Below are 18035 nucleotides of genomic sequence, written 5' to 3'. Positions count from 1 at the left end.
GAATGAATAGAAAGAATTTAGGTCACGGTCAAGCGACAGGCAAAATCATTTTGATGGGTGAACACGCTGTTGTATACGGTGAGCCTGCAATTGCTTTTCCTTTTGAGGAAACAGCTATTATGACTACAGTAGAGGCTGAAAAGGCGATGATATTGGATTGTCAATACTTTTACGGCAACCTAGCAGAAGTGCCTGCTCGCTTAAAAAGCGTTCAGAAAGTCATCAACCAAACATTAGCCGAATTAGGCCAAGAGGATACGACCTTAAAAGTAACCATCAACAGTACCATTCCTGCCGAACGAGGAATGGGCTCAAGCGCTGCAGTAGCTGTAGCAATCGTTAGAGGGATATTCGATTATTTTAAAACCTCCTGTTCAAAGGAAACTCTGCTAAAGCTAGTCGATGAAGCAGAAAAAATCGCACATGGTAATCCTAGTGGTATCGATGCAGCAGCTACTAGCGGAAGTGAACCGATCTTTTTCGTCAAAGGACAGCCGCTTGAGTTATTTCCGATGAATGTTTCTGATGCTTATTTGATCGTTGCAGATACTGGTATCAAAGGACAAACTAGAGAAGCTGTCAGCGATGTTGCTCATCTTTTTGAAGAAGATAAACAAGCAACAGCAAAACACATTACTAAGCTAGGACGTTTGACTGTTCAAGCGAAACAAGCGATTTTAATGAACGATGTCCCACTTTTAGGGACCAGTATGAATCAGGCGCATGAACACTTAAAAGCATTGACCGTAAGCAACAAACAGCTAGATCATCTAGTCGATACAGCTTTAAAAAATGACGCACTTGGTGCAAAATTAACTGGCGGCGGCCGCGGCGGCTGTTTGATTGCTTTAAGTGGATCGAAGGAACAAGCTAAAAAAATTGCAACTGCCCTGAAAAGTGCTGGGGCAAACGCAGCATGGATTCAATCATTAGAGGTGAAAAAATAATGTATATGGGAAAAGCACGTGCCTATACTAATATTGCCCTGATCAAGTATTGGGGCAAAAAAGATGAGCAATTGATTTTACCAATGAATAATAGTTTATCACTGACCTTAGATGCCTTTTATACAGAAACCAGTGTGGCGTTCAACGAAAACCTAACGGAAGATCAATTCTTTCTGGATGGAATGATACAAGAATCAAAACAGACAAAAAAAGTCACAGCTTTTTTAGATTTGATTCGTCAGACATATCAGGTAGAGTTATTTGCTAAAGTCGACAGTCAAAATTTTGTCCCCACCGCTGCTGGATTAGCTTCTTCTGCAAGTGGTTTAGCTGCTTTAGCAGGCGCATGTGCCCAAGCCCTGAATTTAAATCTTACTGATACAGACCTATCACGTCTAGCTCGGCGCGGCTCAGGATCGGCCTGCCGCAGTATTTTTGGCGGATTTTCAGAATGGCAAAAAGGCTCATCTGATCAAACATCCTTTGCAAGATCGATCGATGCAAATGGCTGGGAAGATGAACTTGCGATGCTTTTTGTCTTAGTGGATGATGGCGTTAAGGATATTTCCAGCCGTGACGGCATGAGACGTACCGTAGAGACCTCCAGCTTTTATTCTGGTTGGTTAGATTCGATCGATGCGGATTTAAGGACTGCTAAGCAGGCTATTGTAGAAAAGGATTTTATAAAACTGGGGGAAGTCACCGAAGCAAACGGTCTACGAATGCATGGTACGACCTTAGGAGCTGTTCCTCCGTTTACTTACTGGTCTCCTGAAAGTCTTAAAGTCATGCAGTTAGTTAGGGACATTCGGAAAAACGGCTTGCCTTGCTATTTTACAATGGATGCAGGTCCAAACGTCAAAATTTTAGTTGAAAAGAAACATCTCACAGCATTAAAACATTTTTTAGCAGAACACTTTTCTAGTGAACAATTGATTTCAGCGTACGCTGGTCCTGGAATCACGCTGCTGTCTACGGAAGGATCTGAAAACTCATGATAGAAGTGTCTGCTCCCGGCAAGTTATTTATCGCTGGCGAATACGCGGTTGTTGAACCTGGACATCCGTCGATCATTGTTGCCGTCGATCAATTCGTGACTGTTACAGTACAAAAAGCAGAAAAAAACGGCAGTATTCAGTCAGCGCAATACAGCTCTTTACCTGTACGTTGGACAAGGAGAAATGAAGAGCTTGTTTTAGATATTCGGGAAAATCCCTTTCATTATGTCTTGGCCGCTATTCGCTTAACAGAAAAATATGCACAAGAACAACTAAAGAAGCTTTCCTTTTATCATTTAAAAGTCACAAGTGAACTGGATAATTCTAACGGACGGAAATATGGCTTAGGCTCCAGCGGCGCGGTCACGGTCGCGACCGTGAAGGCGTTAGGACTTTTTTATGATTTGTCTTTGTCAGAAGAAGATATCTTCAAGCTTTCTGCTCTTGCTCATTTAGCCGTTCAGGGAAATGGCTCCTGCGGTGATATCGCTGCAAGCTGTTATGGCGGCTGGATCGCTTTTTCTACTTTTGATCACCAATGGGTCAATGAAGCTCTTCAACACAAAACATTAACAGAACTTCTTGAAACAACTTGGCCAAAACTAAGGATTCAGCCTTTGACTGTTCCTAAAAAGCTACGCTTATTGATTGGCTGGACAGGCTCACCTGCTTCTACTTCTGATTTAGTGGATCAGGTTCATCAATCAAAAGACATGCAAGAAGCAGCATATAAGGACTTCTTAGTAAAAAGTAAGGATTGTGTAGAAATGATGATCACGGGATTTGAATCGGAGGATATTTCACTGATCCAAACACAAATCCGAGAAAACCGTGCCCTACTACAAAAGTTGACATCGATCACGGGAGTGACGATCGAAACCCCTGCGCTAAAAAAATTATGTGATCTCTCTGACGCTTATGGCGGTGCAGCTAAATCTTCTGGTGCTGGCGGCGGCGACTGCGGAATCGTCGTTTTCAAACAAAAAACGGGAATTCTGCCACTGATGAGTTCTTGGGAAAAAGAAGGGATCACTCCTTTACCGCTACATGTCTATTTTTACAGAAAGAAGGGAAAAGATGAATCGAAAAGATGAACATATGTCCTTAGCTAAGGCTTTTCATAAAGAAAAAAGTAATGATTTTGACCAGCTGCGTTTCGTCCACCATTCTTTTTCAGAAATTGCTTTGGATGACATCGACATCTCGACCTCATTTCTTGATTTTTCTTTTAAACAGCCATTTTACATCAATGCAATGACGGGCGGAAGTGATCGTGCAAAAGAAATCAATCAACAAATCGGGATCATTGCAAAGGAAACAGGATTGATGACTGCTACAGGCTCTGTCAATGCTGCTCTAAAAGATCCTGATCTAGCTGATACGTATAAAATCATGCGCAAAGAAAATCCAACTGGGATCATATTTGCGAACATCGGTGCAGGATTATCTTTAGAAGAAGCCAAAAAAGCAGTCGAGCTTTTTCATGCAGATGGTTTACAAATCCATGTCAATCTTCCGCAAGAGCTAGTTATGCCGGAAGGAGACCGTGATTTTCACGGTTGGTTAGATAATATCGAAGAAATCGTTGCTCATTTATCACTACCGGTGATTGTAAAAGAAGTTGGTTTTGGAATGAGCAGTGAAACGATCGAACAATTACTAAAACGCGGCGTGCAAGCAGTCGATATCAGTGGTCAAGGCGGAACGAGCTTTACTCAGATCGAAAACGCTCGTCGAAAAAAGAGAGAATTAGGTTTTCTAGAGGATTGGGGACAATCTACAGTGCTTTCTTTACTAGAATCCCAATCATTTCAGCAAGAGATAACGGTTCTAGCTTCTGGCGGTATCCGCCAATCGTTAGATATCATCAAGGCACTCAGCTTAGGCGCCAAAAGTGTTGGTGTCGCTGGAACGATCTTGAACCACTTGATGACACATGGTTTAGATAAAACCATCGAGTTAGTCAAACAGTGGGAAAGCGAACTTCGTATGCTTTATACTCTGCTTGGAAAAGCAACGACAGCCGAACTCGCCACAACAGATCTCATTTTTTCTAACGAAATCAGTCATTGGTGTGAAAGTCGTGGTATTCCTTACCAAACATTTGCCAAGAGAAGTCGTGATTAGATTTAACTTTAAGCTTTAAAAAAAATAAAATAGCAGATCGAACGTCCTCAAAGGAATTTCGATCTGCTATTTTTTTCGATCACTAGTTTCTTAAGTTGACCGTTTTTGCCTAAGACCTATTTCATGGGAAACTTTTTAAAGACCTTAAACAGATACAATCAACTATTGCTTTCTCCTGCTTTAACTAGTCTTTTTTCATGATACCAATATGAAAAATAGATGATCATTTGACTCAATCCAAAGAACAAGATCAAGGCTAATGTTTCTGTTCCGATATTCGTGTTATTTAAACTAAGTAATTTTCTAAAGCCATCGACACTATATGTCATAGGAATATAGCGATGGATCGTTTGAAATACAGGTGAAGCTAAATAAATCGAATAGCTTCCGCCAGATGAGGAGGTTTGGAGCATCGTAATAACCAATACTAGTAAACTCCCGATCCCTGGAAACAGCTTATTAAATGACACGATAACACTGTAAAACGTTCCTGACGCAAGGAAAATGAATAACATAAATTCCTTCCAATAATTCGTATGAAGGTTTAAAATATTGAAGATAGCAAACGCTAAGAGTAAGCTTTGTCCAAATACGATCAGTAATGGATAGAGATATTGCTTACGCCAGTAACCAAAATAGCTCGTTGATTTTTTCTTGAAGATTCGCATAACGAATTGATTCAAAAAGATACTTCCAACAAAAAGCGTCAAAGATAAAATATACGGTGCCATGGCTTCTCCATTATTTTTGACTGGATAATATTCCTTATGGTTTAGTTGAATGATCTCACTGATTTGAGCTGGAACAGGTATTTTTTCTTGATTCAATTTTTGAATCATTGAACTGGATGTTTTATTATTTGCTTGTAACACAAATTTATCGATCGCACTTGAGATGATCTTCGCAGAAGAATAATTAAGTCCTTCTCCTGTCGTCAGAATGACTTCAGCAGAAGTTTGTTTCGCTGGAAATTCTGATATCTTATTCATAAACTCTTTCTCAAATTCAATCGTTGCATATACCTCTCCTTTTTTTAACTTTTCAACAGCCTCTTTATGGTCTGTTATTGTAAAATCAAAGAGTTCACTCTCTTTAAGAGCCGTATAAATGTCATTATTTTCTTGGTTATCTACTAAAGCAACTGGAAGTTTATCGATATTTCCATAAGGATCCATCATAGATTTGATAAATATAGTAGAATAGAGCATAGGAATCAATAAAATCAAAGTTAATGCTATTCCTGCAATCGTCAATTTTTTTTTCATATAATCACCTTTTCTGAAGATTCTGAACATCCGCGGATATTCAGAATCTAAAGATATCTTTTATTTGCCTATTTGTCAATCACCTGAAAGGAGTTTTTTTGTGAAACTTAACAATTCATTTATTCAATCCCTCGCTATTTTAGTCATGCTGGCAGAACTACCTGAAGGGAGTGCCTTAAAATCTCAAGAGATCAGTAAACGAATGGAAGTCTCTCCAACTTATCTATTAAAGATTGCTAAAAAGCTAAAAGATGCAGGCTTGATCAATTCAAGTGCTTCTAAAAATGGCGGATACACGATAAAAAAAGACATTCGTGAAATTAGTTTCTTGGAGGTATTTGAAGCTGTTGATGAAAATACGACATTTTTGGATAAACTGGATTTAAATCCGATCCATAATATGTTTCTGTCTGAAGCATTAGTGAAAGAAAAAGAACTAGTCGTAAAACAAATTTTGTTAGCTGCAGAAGCTGAATACAAACAAACATTAGCCAAACATTTTGTTGACGAAATCGCTCCTAAAGATCACACTGGGAAAACACTGGAAATCGATTGGAAACAAATAATCTCAGCAAACTAATCTAAAACTGCTCCTTTTACTGAAAATCATTCATCAGTAAAAGAAGCAGTTTCACTTTTGTAACACACCTGAGTGCTAATACTATTCTTTTTTTTCATAAGCTGCTCGTAACGCAGCTATATCGATTTTTTTCATTTTATACAATTCCTGCATAACCCGGTACGCACGATCCGGATCAGAATTATCAAATAATTTTTCCATATCACTCGTTACAGTCTGCCAACAGACACCATATTCATCTTCCATCCAGCCACAGGGCCACTCTTTTCCCTTAGCCGTTACTGCATCCCATAAACGATCGATTTCTTCTTGGTCCTTACAATAAACGTAAAAAGATGTCGCCATAGTAAATGTAAAATCGTGATCGACTGCTCCACCATCCATTACTCGAAACGGCTGTCCATGCATCGTAAATAACGCTTGCGAAATCGTACCATCAGGATTTTTCTGAACGTATTCAACATTTCCATCTCCAAAGATACTGATCCATTGATTCATTGCCTCTTCTGCTTTTCCTGACTGCTCTTTCGTAAATAGAAAAGCTGGTGCAATCGATTGAGGTCGTCCAGCTAAAACCAACTGCCATGACACGCCGTATCTGTCAGCAACCCAGCCGAACTTAGGACTGAAAGGATATTCCCCATATTCCATCAATACGTTGCCTTCTTGACTTAACTTTTTCCACAACTGATCGATTTGTTCCTCTGTCTCACATTCTACATAAAAAGAAATCGCTGGCGTAAATTTAAATTCAGGACCGCCATTCAACAAAATAAATTCTTGTCCTGCAAGAGATAACGAAATCGTTAAAATAGAGCCTTTCGGCTGATGTTCACTATCTACATAGTAATCAGTTTGCTTGATCATTCCTTGCTCAAACGCATCCACATAAAAATCTGCTGCTTCCTCCACTTTTCCATCGAACCATAAACACGGTGAAAATTTTGACATAGCCAATCTTCCTTTCATGAATCATCAGTGCTTTTATTCCTTTAGCTTGATTATATATGCCTTATTCATTAATTGGAAAAGGATTGCTTTTGCAAAATCATATCCCAATCCGTTCCTGCGTATTCAAAACCAAGACGGTCATACACCCTTTTGGCAGATATGTTGTCTAATGTTACCACAAGAAAAATATGTTTATACGTCGTATCTGTGAACGATGACAAGACTTGCTCCATTAATTCATACGATAGTCCTGATTCTCTACTAGCAGGATCGACTGCTAGATAAATGATCAAAGGAATCTTCCTAAATAATGAAACAATGACACTACCCGTAATTTTTCCCAAAGACACATGGTAATAAGAATGTTCTTTTAAAATCAGCCCGTATTTTCCTTGAAAAAATTGATTTACCTCATTTTGCCATTGTTTTAAGTCTTCACCTTGATCATCGATCGTTCCTTTAAATGCGTTTAATAAATGGTCGGCCATTTTTCCTTTATCTGGTTCTCTACCTTTGACATCGTCCATTGCAATCAACTGTTTATTTTCACCTTGTGCTTCTCTACCAATTTTTTTCACCATGATTATTCTTTCATCCATGAGTACAAACCTACGCTTTCATATCTATCCTTTAAAATTATATAACGGTCGGATCACTTCTTGAACGTCCATCGTACTTGTAACATCTGCAAGTAATTGTTTCATTGGCTTGTATGCTTTTGGTGCTTCATCGATAGTTTTCTTCGATACAGAGGTCGTCCATACATTTTTCATTGCATGCTGATAACTTTCTAAGCTGATTTTAGCTTTTGCTTGTGAGCGGCTCAGCAGTCTGCCGGCACCATGCGGCCCTGATTGATTCCATTCTGGATTCCCCTTACCAATAGCTAAAATACTACCATCTTTCATATTTAGAGGTACGATCATTTTCTCTCCTAATGTTGCCGAAGCTGCCCCTTTTCTTAACATTTTTGTGTCTAAATCAATATAATTATGAGGACAGTCAAACGATTCAATGACTGATTTTTTCCACTTCATTCCTTTGAGAATTGTTTCAGCCATAAGCTTACGATTCAGTGCAGCGTATGCTTGAGCAATTTTCATATCATTCAAGTAGTTCGTTAAATCATTTCCTGTGACGTAAGATAATTCATATGGAATTTTTATTGCTTCACGCATAGCGATCAATTCGTCAGCTTTTTCAAGTTCACCCAGCTTGGTTGCCTGGGATGCGCTAATTTTCAATTCTTTTCGCTGTTGTGATAATTTTTGATAGCCAACTTCCTGATGATATTCAGCGATTTCTTTTCCTAGCACGCGACTGCCGCTATGGATGACTAAGTATAAGCCATCTTTTCCTTCATTGACTTCGATAAAATGGTTTCCGCCACCTAATGTTCCCAAGCTTCTTAACGCCCAACCTTTATGGATCGGCGCATGGATGTCACCTAATTCAAATTCATAATAGCTTTTATCATGAGAATTCGACCCGCTTGGAATTCTTGTACGGATGATTCGATCTAATTTGTCAAAATTGGTTTTGATCGATTTCTTTAGTTTTACAACATAGAGTCCACAGCCGATATCAACTCCTACTAAATTTGGTACTACTTTATCTTGGATCGTCATTGTTGTGCCGATCACACAGCCTGAACCACTATGTGTATCCGGCATGATTCTGATCTGACTTTCTTTGACAAACTCTTGATTACATAAAGATATGATCTGTCCAATCGTAGCATCGTCCAACATTTCTGTGTAGACCTGTGCTTCATTATATTTCCCTTTAATTGTTAACATTCTGATTCCTCGTTCTTTTATTTATTGGAATGCAAAATGCGACCGCATTCCTTAGCCTGCTTGATTACTCTTTCCTTTTCCACTCATTGGACTCACCTCCAAAAAAATAAAAAAAGACGAAGCTGTACGATCATCTACGATCTACAGCTCCGTCTATAAACTTCTATACAGAAATTTTATCTACTTAAAAGAGAACACCACAAAAGGCGTGCCCAGCTTTTTTTGACTGATACTTGTCGTTTTTGATCATTCGATGATTGATTGCTGTTTTTACAAATGCTTTCATGATGTTCTCTCCTTTCTTCACTTGATTGTTTAAATCGTATCATTTTAACCTTTGACTTGTCAATCTGATTTTTTGTCAAAATAACTTTCTGAAATTGATTTGCTTTTTGATTTCCTTGTATCCAACATGTCGGTAAAATCGATGTGCTTCCGTTCGTTCTATTCCTGAATTCAAACGCAGCCCTTGTGCTCCTTGCTCTTTTGCCCACTGTTCACTATGTTTCAATAATTCCTTGCCGATTCCTTGATGTTGAAATGCTTCATCGACGGCTAACCCTAAAACATTCATCAAAACCGGTCCATATGTGCAGATATACTCACTTAATTGAATATAGCCAACCACCTGATCATGGCTTTCTTTTACAAACAATTGATTGGTTGGTGATGATAATATATATGCCAATCGCTCTTCTGCTTCTTTTAAAGGATATTCATGCTGTAATGTCTGTGTATTCAATCGATTGATCGCCTGTATATCCGTTCTTTTTGCTACTCTGATCGTCATCATTTTATCCTCCTGACTTTTTATTATTAGTATAACTGAATAAAAAAAAGAAGGATAACTTTTTCAAGTCATCCTTCCATTTTTTAATTATCCATTATATGCATCAATGATGATTTGTTTTAATTCACTGATCAATGGTTCTTTTGGATTAGCAGTCGTACATTGATCTTCGTATGCTAATTCAGCCATGTGGTCGACAGTAGAATCAAGGATTTCTTGTGTTACACCTTGTGCTTTAAGGTTCATGTCGATTCCAACTGCTACACCTAAATCGTACACTGCTTTAGCTAATGCATCAACTAATTCAGCAGTATTTTTACCTTTAAGACCTAAGAACTTCGCGATATCAGCGTAGTCTGTGTCTGCGCGGAAGTAGTCATATTTAGGGAACATTGCATGTTTTGAAGGATCTTTGGCATTGTAACGGATGATATGCGGTAACAAAATCGCATTTGTACGTCCGTGAGGAATACCATATTCTCCACCAATTTTATGTGCTACAGAGTGACAAATTCCCAAGAATGCATTGGCAAATGCCATACCAGCCATTGTAGAAGCGTTATGCATTTTTTCACGAGATTCCGCATCTGGGCGTTTCACAGAATTTTCTAAGTGATCGAAAACTAATTTGATCGCTTGTAAGCTTAATCCACGAGTATAATCAGAAGCCATAACAGAAACATAAGATTCGATCGCATGTGTCAATACATCCATACCAGTATCCGCTGTAACAGAAGCTGGAACTGACATAACAAATTGAGGATCGACGATCGCTACATCTGGTGTCAATGCATAATCAGCTAATGGATATTTTACATGTGTTTCGCTATCTGTGATAACCGCAAATGGTGTTACTTCTGAACCTGTACCTGACGTTGTTGGAATACATACAAACTGTGTTTTAACTGGTTTGTCGATTTTGTACGTACGTTTACGGATATCCAAGAATTTTTGTTTTGCTCCAAAGAATTCTGTATCTGGGTGCTCATAGAACATCCACATTCCTTTAGCTGCGTCCATTGCAGATCCGCCACCCAAAGCAATAATCGTATCAGGCTCAAAATCAACCATCACTTTTGTTCCAGCGTAAACTGTATTTGTTGATGGGTTTGGTTCTACAGCTGAGAAAACTTCGATTTGAACATCATTTTTACGTTTTTGTAATTCTTTACGAACTGTATCAGCATAACCGAATTGAACCATACCTGGATCACAAACGATCATAACACGTTCAACATTTTCCATTTTTTGTAGGTATTGTAATGAATTTTTTTCAAAGAAAATTTTTGGTGGTAATTTAAACCATTGCATATTATTTCTCCGTTTCGCTACAGTTTTGACGTTGATCAAGTTGACAGCAGATACGTTTTTAGAGACAGAGTTTTTACCATATGATCCGCAACCTAATGTCAATGATGGAATCATTTCGTTGTAGATATTTCCGATTCCGCCTTCAGCAGATGGAGAGTTTACCAAGATACGGCAAGCCTTCATGCGTAAACCGAATTTCACTTGTAAGTCTTCGTCTTCTGTATGGATCACAGCAGTATGTCCTAGGCCGCCTAATTCAAGCATTGCTTCACATAGGTCAAAGGCATGGTCTGTATTTTTCGCTTTCATCATTGCAAGAACTGGTGATAATTTTTCACGAGAAAGTGGGTATTCAGCACCTGCACCTTCGATTTCTGCAACTAAGATTTTTGTTCCTTTTGGTACTTTGATCCCCGCTAGGTCAGCGATATGCTCAGCAGAGTAACCAACGATTGCAGGATTAACTGCATATTTTCCTTCGTTCATTACTGCATCTTCAAGTTTTTGTAATTCATTTGGTTTTACGAAGTACACTTGATGTGCTTCAAATTCAGCTTTAACAGCTGCATAAATTTCTTTATCTACGATCACAGCTTGTTCAGAAGCACAAATCATTCCATTATCGAATGATTTTGAAACGATCAAATCGTTTACTGCACGTTTGATTTTAGCTGATTTTTCAATATAAGAAGGAACATTACCGGGACCTACTCCTAATGCTGGTTTACCAGTTGAGTAAGCTGATTTCACCATACCTGCACCACCAGTGGCTAAAACGATGGCGATTCCCGGATGGTTCATCAAACCAGAAGTTGCTTCTAGTGATGGTTGTTCGATCCATTGTACACAGTTTTCAGGAGCACCTGCTTTGATTGCCGCATCACGAACGATACGTGCTGCTTCAGCAGAACATTTTTGAGCGCTTGGATGGAATGCAAAAACGATAGGATTACGTGTTTTAAGTGCGATCAAGGCTTTAAAAATTGTTGTTGATGTTGGATTTGTTGTTGGTGTTACCCCGCAAACCACACCGACAGGCTCAGCAATTTCGATCAAACCAGTTTGGTCATCTTTATTGATCACACCAACTGTTTTATCATGCTTGATGCTGTTCCAGATATATTCAGAGGCATACATGTTTTTGATTGCTTTGTCTTCATAAATTCCGCGGCCAGTTTCTTCAACAGCCATTTTTGCTAAAGGCATGTGTTGATCTAAAGCAGCCATTGCCATTTGATGCACAATATGGTCAACTTTTGCTTGATCAAAATCTTCCATTTCTTTTAAAGCAACATTTGCTTTTTTCGCTAGCTCATCGATCATCGCTGCTACATCAGTTGTTTGAGTCTCTTCTTTCTTGGTTGTTTTAGCCATTTTAAAATCCTCCTGAAAATTGAATCATGTATTTTTGTTTGTTAATCATTTCACATACACATCATACAACAATATTTTTTTCTTGTAAATAGTTTTTTGTGATTTTTTTCACATTTATGCAAGTTTTTATCCACTCAATTTCAAGTAAGCGTTCTCTTTTAAAAGAAAATAAAAAAACCTATTCTATTTCTAGAATAAGTCTTTTAAATCCTGCCAATCATTGATCGTCATTTTGCTTGTTTGTGCAATCAGCTGTTGATAATCAAAAAATTCATTTGGCTTAATATGTAAAATATCTTCTCGGCACGCTTGAATCGATGCTGGTGCATTCTTTTTCCAACGATAAGAAACAAGATAGTGCATCAATTCTTTTTCGTCAACGGAAGAATAGCCAAGCTCTCGAAAAGACTGACACGTTGTTTTCAATTCTTTTTTCACCAAAAAACGCTGGCGCCAAGATAACTTTTCGATGACGCATCCCTTCTTTCTAAAGAATCAACTATGTACTATACTGAACAACACGATGGTCATTCTAGTTAGAAAGAAAAAATTCCAGCAAGCTGGAATTATTCTTTCGTGTCATCGTTGTCAGAAGTTTCTGTTGTTGTTGGTTCTTCAACAACTGTTTCTTCTTTTGCTTCGACTACTGTAACATCACTATCGTTGACTACAGTCGTACCCGGTTTTACCGTTTTGATCGCCGCGCGATCAAATTCTAGTACGATTCCTTCGCAATCGATCAATACTGTTCTTTTTTCACTGTCAAATTCAGAAATCACACCGTGTAAGCCGCCGATCGTAACCACTTCATCGCCCACTTTCATTGCATCTAAAAGTGTTTGACGCTCATTTTGTTGTTTCTTCTGGGAACGTGTCATGAAAAACATCATTCCTCCTAAAAGAATTAATGGTAAAATAAACGAAAGTCCTCCGCCCATTCTTATTCACCTCTCTATCATATAATCACTAGTTTACTGTAACAAAACTTCCTTTACAACACCAGTCTTTTGATCAAATTATTAGAAACTTTTCGCATTCTCTTTGTTGAATCCATATTCCTCAAAAAAGGCTTCACGAAATTCTAGTAAATTATCATCCATGATCGCTTGACGCACTTGTTTCATCACATTCAATAAGAAGTATAGATTGTGATACGATGTCAAACGAATACCGAAGGTTTCATCTGCTTTGATCAAATGACGAATATATGCACGCGTATAATTTTTACATGTATAGCAATCGCATTTTTCATCCAACGGACGAAAATCTCTGGCATACTGCGCATTTTTAACGACTAAACGGCCTTTTGAGGTCATACATGTACCATTTCTAGCAATCCGAGTCGGTAAAACACAGTCAAACATATCGATCCCGCGAATCACGCCATCGATCAATGAATCTGCTGTTCCTACACCCATCAAATATCTTGGCTTATTATCAGGAATCAAAGGAGTGGTGAAATCAAGCACTCGATTCATTTCTGCTTTTGGCTCACCAACAGATAGCCCGCCGATCGAATATCCTGGAAAGTCCATACTGATCAGGTCCTTCGCACTTTGACGACGTAAATCTTCAAAACCGGCCCCTTGAATGATCCCAAATAAACCTTGACGGTCTGGATGTGCATGAGCTTTCAAGCCGCGTTCTGCCCAGCGTGATGTCCGTTCGATCGATTTTTTCACATAATCATAGCTTTCATCAAATGGTGGACATTCATCAAAGCTCATCATGATATCTGAGCCTAAGTTGTTTTGAATGTTGATTGCTTTTTCTGGTGAAAGGAACAATTTTGAACCATTTAAATGGTGTCTAAAATGAACCCCTTCTTCAGTGATTTTACGCATATCACTCAATGAGAATACTTGAAAACCTCCTGAATCGGTCAAAATCGGTTGATCCCAATTCATAAATTTATGTAAGCCGCCAGCTTCTGCGATCAAGTCATCACCTGGACGAAGCCATAAATGATAGGTGTTGCTTAAGATCACACCTGCACCCATTTCTTTTAAATCTTCTGGTGACATTGTTTTTACTGTCGCTAACGTTCCTACTGGCATAAACATAGGTGTTGGAAACGTTCCATGCGGCGTAATCAATTCGCCTAAACGAGCACCTGTATGTTTTTCTTTTTTTATTAAACGATAACGAATGGCTGGTTCCGTCATTCATTTCCCTACTTTCTTTTGTGGATTCACACTTTCTTCATCATACTTTTTTTTTAATGGCTTTGCAAGGTTTTACAGGCTTTCTTTAGCATATCCTTAGATAATCAAAAAGAGCTTTCGTCATCTCTTAACCTGTGATGACGAGAGCTCTTTTTTAATGAACGACGGAGACAAAAACAGCATATATTTCTATTTAGTACTCATCGCTGCTTCCAACTTGATCATAGCATCTTTCACTACCTCTGGAGTAATTGTTTCCTTCATATAATGAATCGTTTCATGCGGCTCAGCAGCACGTTCAGCTACACGTTGGTATTCTTCCTCCGTTAAAACCATATTCATCTCTTTTAATGAAATCGGCAATTGTAACTCACGGTAAAATGGAATCAACGTTTCGATCTCAGTCCATTTATCCTCGATCACTAGCTGAACAAACACGCCATAAGCAACCTTGTTCCCATGTAATTGTTGGTGGCTTTCTGGTAAAATCGTCAACGCATCATGAATCGAATGTGCACCTGCCGTTCGACCATAATCATCACCAAAACCGCCAACCATTCCGCCTAATAAAATATTGGTTTCCACAACGTTTAAAAAGGCTTGATTGATTTCTTGCTTTTGCATCGCCTCAAGAGCAGCCTGACTATCCGTCAACAACACTTCCCGACATTTTTGAGCGGCAAAAGCTGCCACCTGTATCTCTATCAATTGGACAGATAGCTGCGAGATCATCGCATCTGCTTCATACCATTTAGCCACTGTATCACCAATTCCTGCGATCATCAATTCGACCGGCGAATTCAGAATGACTTTCGGTTCGATCAAAACCAGCGCATTACTTTTAGCAAATACATCATAGCGAACCATTGAACCTTCTTTATCATAGATAACACTCAAGGGGGTATACGCTGCGCAAGTCGCAGCTAGCGTTGGTAAAATCAACACAGGAACTTCACATTGGTTCGCTACTGCTTTACCCAAATCTGCAATTTTCCCGCCCCCGACAGCAATAATCCCTTCTAAATCATGTTGCTCAAACTGTTTTTTTAAGTCATTTGTTTTTTCATCTGTGCATTCACCACCATAATATACAAAAAATGCATCTATATTCATTAGTTCTGGAAAATATACTTTGGCAGCTTCCCATGAATCCTTGCCATGCAACACCATCACACGTTTAATATTTCTTCTATTTAAATGCACCTCTAAGTCATCCCACGCACCGATCCGACATTCATATTCTTGCGGTGCTCCTCTTACTATCAACGATTGATTCATTCTTTCCGACCTTCCATTTTTCTTGATTTTTTATGCAAAAGTGAATTTTTATAAATTCTTTGGTTAAATCCACTTTTCCTTTCCCTTAATCTATGATATGATAAATCACATCCGAAAACAATAAATTTTTATACATTTATTTGATTTTTTCAGTATATTTATCAGAAATCAATCGAAGTATTGCTTACTTCCACTAATCTACTACAAAGGAGACAAAAAAATGAAACTACCAAAAAAAGTTTTAGCACTCATTATGCCAGTATTACTGGTACTCTTAACCTTTCTTCCTGCAACTACTAGTTTTGCTCAAGAGGAAGATCCTGTCTACGACAGCATTATGAAACGAGGCGAACTGATTGTCGGGCTGTCTGCTGACTATGCACCGTATGAATTCCATGCAGACGTTGATGGCAAAGACCAGATCGTAGGGTTCGATATTTCTATCGCTCAAAAAATCGCTGATGATCTAGGGGTAAAATTAAAAATCGAAGAATTAGGTTTTGATGCCTTATTAGGTGCCTTGAAAACTGGAAAAATCGATTTGATCATTTCAGGTATGGCGCCAACACCCGAACGTCTAAAAGAAGTTAACTTCTCTCATCCTTACATGACTGTCCAGCAAAAAGTGGTTGTCAGAAAAGATGATAAGGATAGATTTCAATCGACAAATGATTTTGATGGTGTGAAAGTCGGCGTTCAAAAGCAAACGACGCAAGAAGAACTAGCAAAAACCGAATTAATTGGTTCTGTGCCGACTTCTTTACAAAAGGTTCCTGATATCATCATGAACTTAAAGAATAAAAAAGTAGAGGCCGCTGTGTTAGAAGGCCCTGTAGCAGAAGCCTATGTGGATCGAGATACTAATTTAACTTTTGCAGATGTCACATTCGAACAAGGAGAAAAAGACGCAGCTGTCGCTATTCCAAAAAATGCACCAGTTTTAGAACAAAAAGTCAACGCTTCGATCCAAACGATCAATGACAATAACTTATTGGAAGGCTATAAAAAAGAAGCCGGAAAATTGATGTTTACAGATGATGAGAGTTTCCTTGGAAAATATGGTAAATTTTACATTAGCGGCGCTGGCTACACGATTTTTCTAGCCTTTATGGGTGTGTTATTCGGTGCGATCTTGGGTGGCTTGCTAGCACTAATGAAATTGTCTAAATCAAAAATTCTGCGCGGTATTGCAATTGCATATATCGAATATGTCCGTGGTACTCCTTTATTAGTACAAATTTTTATCGTTTACTTTGGTACTGGTGTATTAGGACTGGACTTATCGAAAATCGCAGCTGGTTGTATAGCCTTGGCCCTAAATAGTGGTGCCTATGTCGCTGAAATCGTTCGTGCAGGAATCAATGCCGTAAACAAAGGGCAGTTAGAAGCCGCTCGTTCTCTTGGTATGAATCAGCCACAGGCCATGCGTTATATCATATTACCTCAAGCAATCAAAAATATCTTACCAGCACTTGGAAATGAATTTGTAACAGTTATCAAAGAATCTTCCGTTGTTTCAGTTATCGGTGTTTCTGAATTGATCTTCCAAGCCGGAAATGTACAAGGAGCCAGCTTCAAACCATTCTTGCCATATCTTGTTGTATCATTGATTTACTTTGTATTGACCTTTACTATTTCCCGCCTATTAGGTGTTGCTGAAAGGAGAATGAGTACTAGTGATTAATATTAAAAATTTACACAAAACCTTTGGAAAAAATGAAGTCTTAAAGGGCATCGACTTAGATGTCAAAGCTGGAGAAGTGGTCGTGATCATCGGCCCATCTGGTAGCGGAAAAAGTACATTTCTTCGCTGTTTGAATTTACTGGAACAACCAACAGACGGTGTGATCGAATTTGAAGGAAAAAACTTACTGGATAAAGATACTGATATTGATACTTTGCGTCAAAAAATGGGCATGGTTTTTCAAAACTTCAACCTTTTCCCACATAAAACTGTATTGGACAATCTGACGATCAGTCCGATCAAAGTCAAAAAAGAATCGCCTACAGCGGCAAAAGAAAAAGCCCTAGCCCTATTAGAGCAGGTCGGCTTAAAAGATAAAAGCAGCAGTTATCCATCAAGTCTATCTGGTGGCCAACAACAGCGTGTAGCGATCGCCCGAGCTTTAGCGATGAACCCGGATGTAATGTTGTTCGATGAGCCTACATCTGCACTTGATCCAGAAATGGTTGGCGAAGTTTTATCTGTAATGAAAGCCTTAGCCGTCGAAGGAATGACTATGGTCGTTGTGACACATGAAATGGGCTTTGCCCGGGAAGTAGCAGATCGCGTGATTTTTATGGATGCTGGGATCGTTCAAGAAGAAGGAACTCCGGAAGAAATATTCGGACAACCAAAAAATCCAAGAACACAAGACTTTTTAAGAAAAGTACTATAATAGCGCAGAGGGCTGAGTAAATGATCATTCATTTGCTTTGCCCTCTTTAAC

Annotated in this window: 17 protein-coding genes; 7 read left to right on the top strand and 10 right to left on the bottom strand. The window is 38.7% G+C overall.

What is annotated here, in order from left to right; all coding sequences use genetic code 11:
* The first annotated feature begins 2 nt into the window (after nt 1–2).
* The 4 genes from mvk to fni are packed head-to-tail and all read left to right on the top strand — an operon-like array spanning nt 3 to nt 4072.
* Nucleotides 3–947, top strand: coding sequence for a mevalonate kinase (gene mvk, locus H3T55_RS04940; RefSeq protein ID WP_225533590.1), 945 nt, complete (start codon nt 3–5; stop codon nt 945–947).
* Entirely contained in the window at nt 947–1945 is a 999-nt protein-coding gene (gene mvaD, locus H3T55_RS04935; RefSeq protein ID WP_225550107.1) for a diphosphomevalonate decarboxylase, read from the top strand. The genes mvk and mvaD overlap by 1 nt, the downstream gene beginning before the upstream one ends.
* The gene (locus H3T55_RS04930; RefSeq protein ID WP_225533588.1) at nt 1942–3039 is read left to right on the top strand and encodes a phosphomevalonate kinase; all 1098 of its coding nucleotides are present in this window, start codon (nt 1942–1944) and stop codon (nt 3037–3039) included. Before mvaD ends, H3T55_RS04930 begins: the two co-directional genes overlap by 4 nt.
* The gene (gene fni, locus H3T55_RS04925) at nt 3023–4072 is read left to right on the top strand and encodes a type 2 isopentenyl-diphosphate Delta-isomerase (RefSeq protein ID WP_225533587.1); all 1050 of its coding nucleotides are present in this window, start codon (nt 3023–3025) and stop codon (nt 4070–4072) included. The genes H3T55_RS04930 and fni overlap by 17 nt, the downstream gene beginning before the upstream one ends.
* A gap of 158 nt (nt 4073–4230) precedes the next feature.
* Here fni and H3T55_RS04920 read toward each other — a convergent pair whose 3' ends face one another.
* Nucleotides 4231–5337, bottom strand: coding sequence for a YhgE/Pip domain-containing protein (locus H3T55_RS04920; protein ID WP_225533586.1), 1107 nt, complete (start codon nt 5335–5337; stop codon nt 4231–4233).
* A 100-nt stretch (nt 5338–5437) separates the two neighbouring features.
* On the opposite strand from H3T55_RS04920, the gene H3T55_RS04915 reads away from it, so the two are divergent.
* Complete coding sequence (locus H3T55_RS04915; RefSeq protein WP_225533585.1) at nt 5438–5917, top strand: RrF2 family transcriptional regulator; 480 nt, start codon at nt 5438–5440, stop codon at nt 5915–5917.
* A gap of 81 nt (nt 5918–5998) precedes the next feature.
* Here H3T55_RS04915 and H3T55_RS04910 read toward each other — a convergent pair whose 3' ends face one another.
* The 9 genes from H3T55_RS04910 to H3T55_RS04870 form a co-directional block, all read right to left on the bottom strand.
* On the bottom strand, nt 5999–6868 hold the full coding sequence (locus tag H3T55_RS04910; RefSeq protein ID WP_225533584.1) for a VOC family protein: 870 nt from the start codon (nt 6866–6868) through the stop codon (nt 5999–6001).
* Nucleotides 6869–6936: 68 nt separating this feature from the next.
* On the bottom strand, nt 6937–7467 hold the full coding sequence (locus tag H3T55_RS04905) for a GNAT family N-acetyltransferase (protein ID WP_225533583.1): 531 nt from the start codon (nt 7465–7467) through the stop codon (nt 6937–6939).
* Between the two features lie 24 nt (nt 7468–7491).
* Nucleotides 7492–8667 (bottom strand): RtcB family protein, encoded by a 1176-nt coding sequence (locus tag H3T55_RS04900; protein ID WP_225533582.1) that lies wholly within the window; start codon nt 8665–8667, stop codon nt 7492–7494.
* Between the two features lie 361 nt (nt 8668–9028).
* The gene (locus H3T55_RS04895; RefSeq protein ID WP_225533581.1) at nt 9029–9457 is read right to left on the bottom strand and encodes a GNAT family N-acetyltransferase; all 429 of its coding nucleotides are present in this window, start codon (nt 9455–9457) and stop codon (nt 9029–9031) included.
* An 87-nt stretch (nt 9458–9544) separates the two neighbouring features.
* Nucleotides 9545–12142 carry a bifunctional acetaldehyde-CoA/alcohol dehydrogenase gene (gene adhE / locus H3T55_RS04890; protein ID WP_088269841.1) on the bottom strand — a complete coding sequence of 866 codons (2598 nt, stop codon included), beginning with the start codon at nt 12140–12142 and terminating at the stop codon, nt 9545–9547.
* 189 nt (nt 12143–12331) lie between these two features.
* Nucleotides 12332–12580, bottom strand: coding sequence for a post-transcriptional regulator (locus tag H3T55_RS04885; RefSeq protein ID WP_225533716.1), 249 nt, complete (start codon nt 12578–12580; stop codon nt 12332–12334).
* A gap of 128 nt (nt 12581–12708) precedes the next feature.
* Entirely contained in the window at nt 12709–13080 is a 372-nt protein-coding gene (gene yajC, locus H3T55_RS04880) for a preprotein translocase subunit YajC (protein ID WP_225533580.1), read from the bottom strand.
* An 81-nt stretch (nt 13081–13161) separates the two neighbouring features.
* Complete coding sequence (gene tgt, locus H3T55_RS04875; RefSeq protein ID WP_225533579.1) at nt 13162–14307, bottom strand: tRNA guanosine(34) transglycosylase Tgt; 1146 nt, start codon at nt 14305–14307, stop codon at nt 13162–13164.
* A gap of 189 nt (nt 14308–14496) precedes the next feature.
* Nucleotides 14497–15585 carry an iron-containing alcohol dehydrogenase family protein gene (locus H3T55_RS04870; protein WP_225533578.1) on the bottom strand — a complete coding sequence of 363 codons (1089 nt, stop codon included), beginning with the start codon at nt 15583–15585 and terminating at the stop codon, nt 14497–14499.
* Between the two features lie 220 nt (nt 15586–15805).
* On the opposite strand from H3T55_RS04870, the gene H3T55_RS04865 reads away from it, so the two are divergent.
* Together H3T55_RS04865 and H3T55_RS04860 are read left to right on the top strand one after the other, a co-directional pair.
* Nucleotides 15806–17269, top strand: a complete 1464-nt coding sequence (locus H3T55_RS04865) for an ABC transporter substrate-binding protein/permease (protein WP_087640903.1) — start codon at nt 15806–15808, stop codon at nt 17267–17269.
* Nucleotides 17262–17984, top strand: coding sequence for an amino acid ABC transporter ATP-binding protein (locus H3T55_RS04860; RefSeq protein ID WP_225533577.1), 723 nt, complete (start codon nt 17262–17264; stop codon nt 17982–17984). Before H3T55_RS04865 ends, H3T55_RS04860 begins: the two co-directional genes overlap by 8 nt.
* Nucleotides 17985–18035: the final 51 nt, after the last annotated feature.

The sequence above is a fragment of the Enterococcus sp. S22(2020) genome (genome assembly GCF_020295385.1).
In the GTDB taxonomy this organism is placed as follows: Bacteria; Bacillota; Bacilli; order Lactobacillales; family Enterococcaceae; genus Enterococcus_L; species Enterococcus_L dunnyi.
The sequence above is the reverse complement of the archived record's forward strand: the minus strand, read 5'-3'. Positions and strand labels throughout refer to the sequence as shown.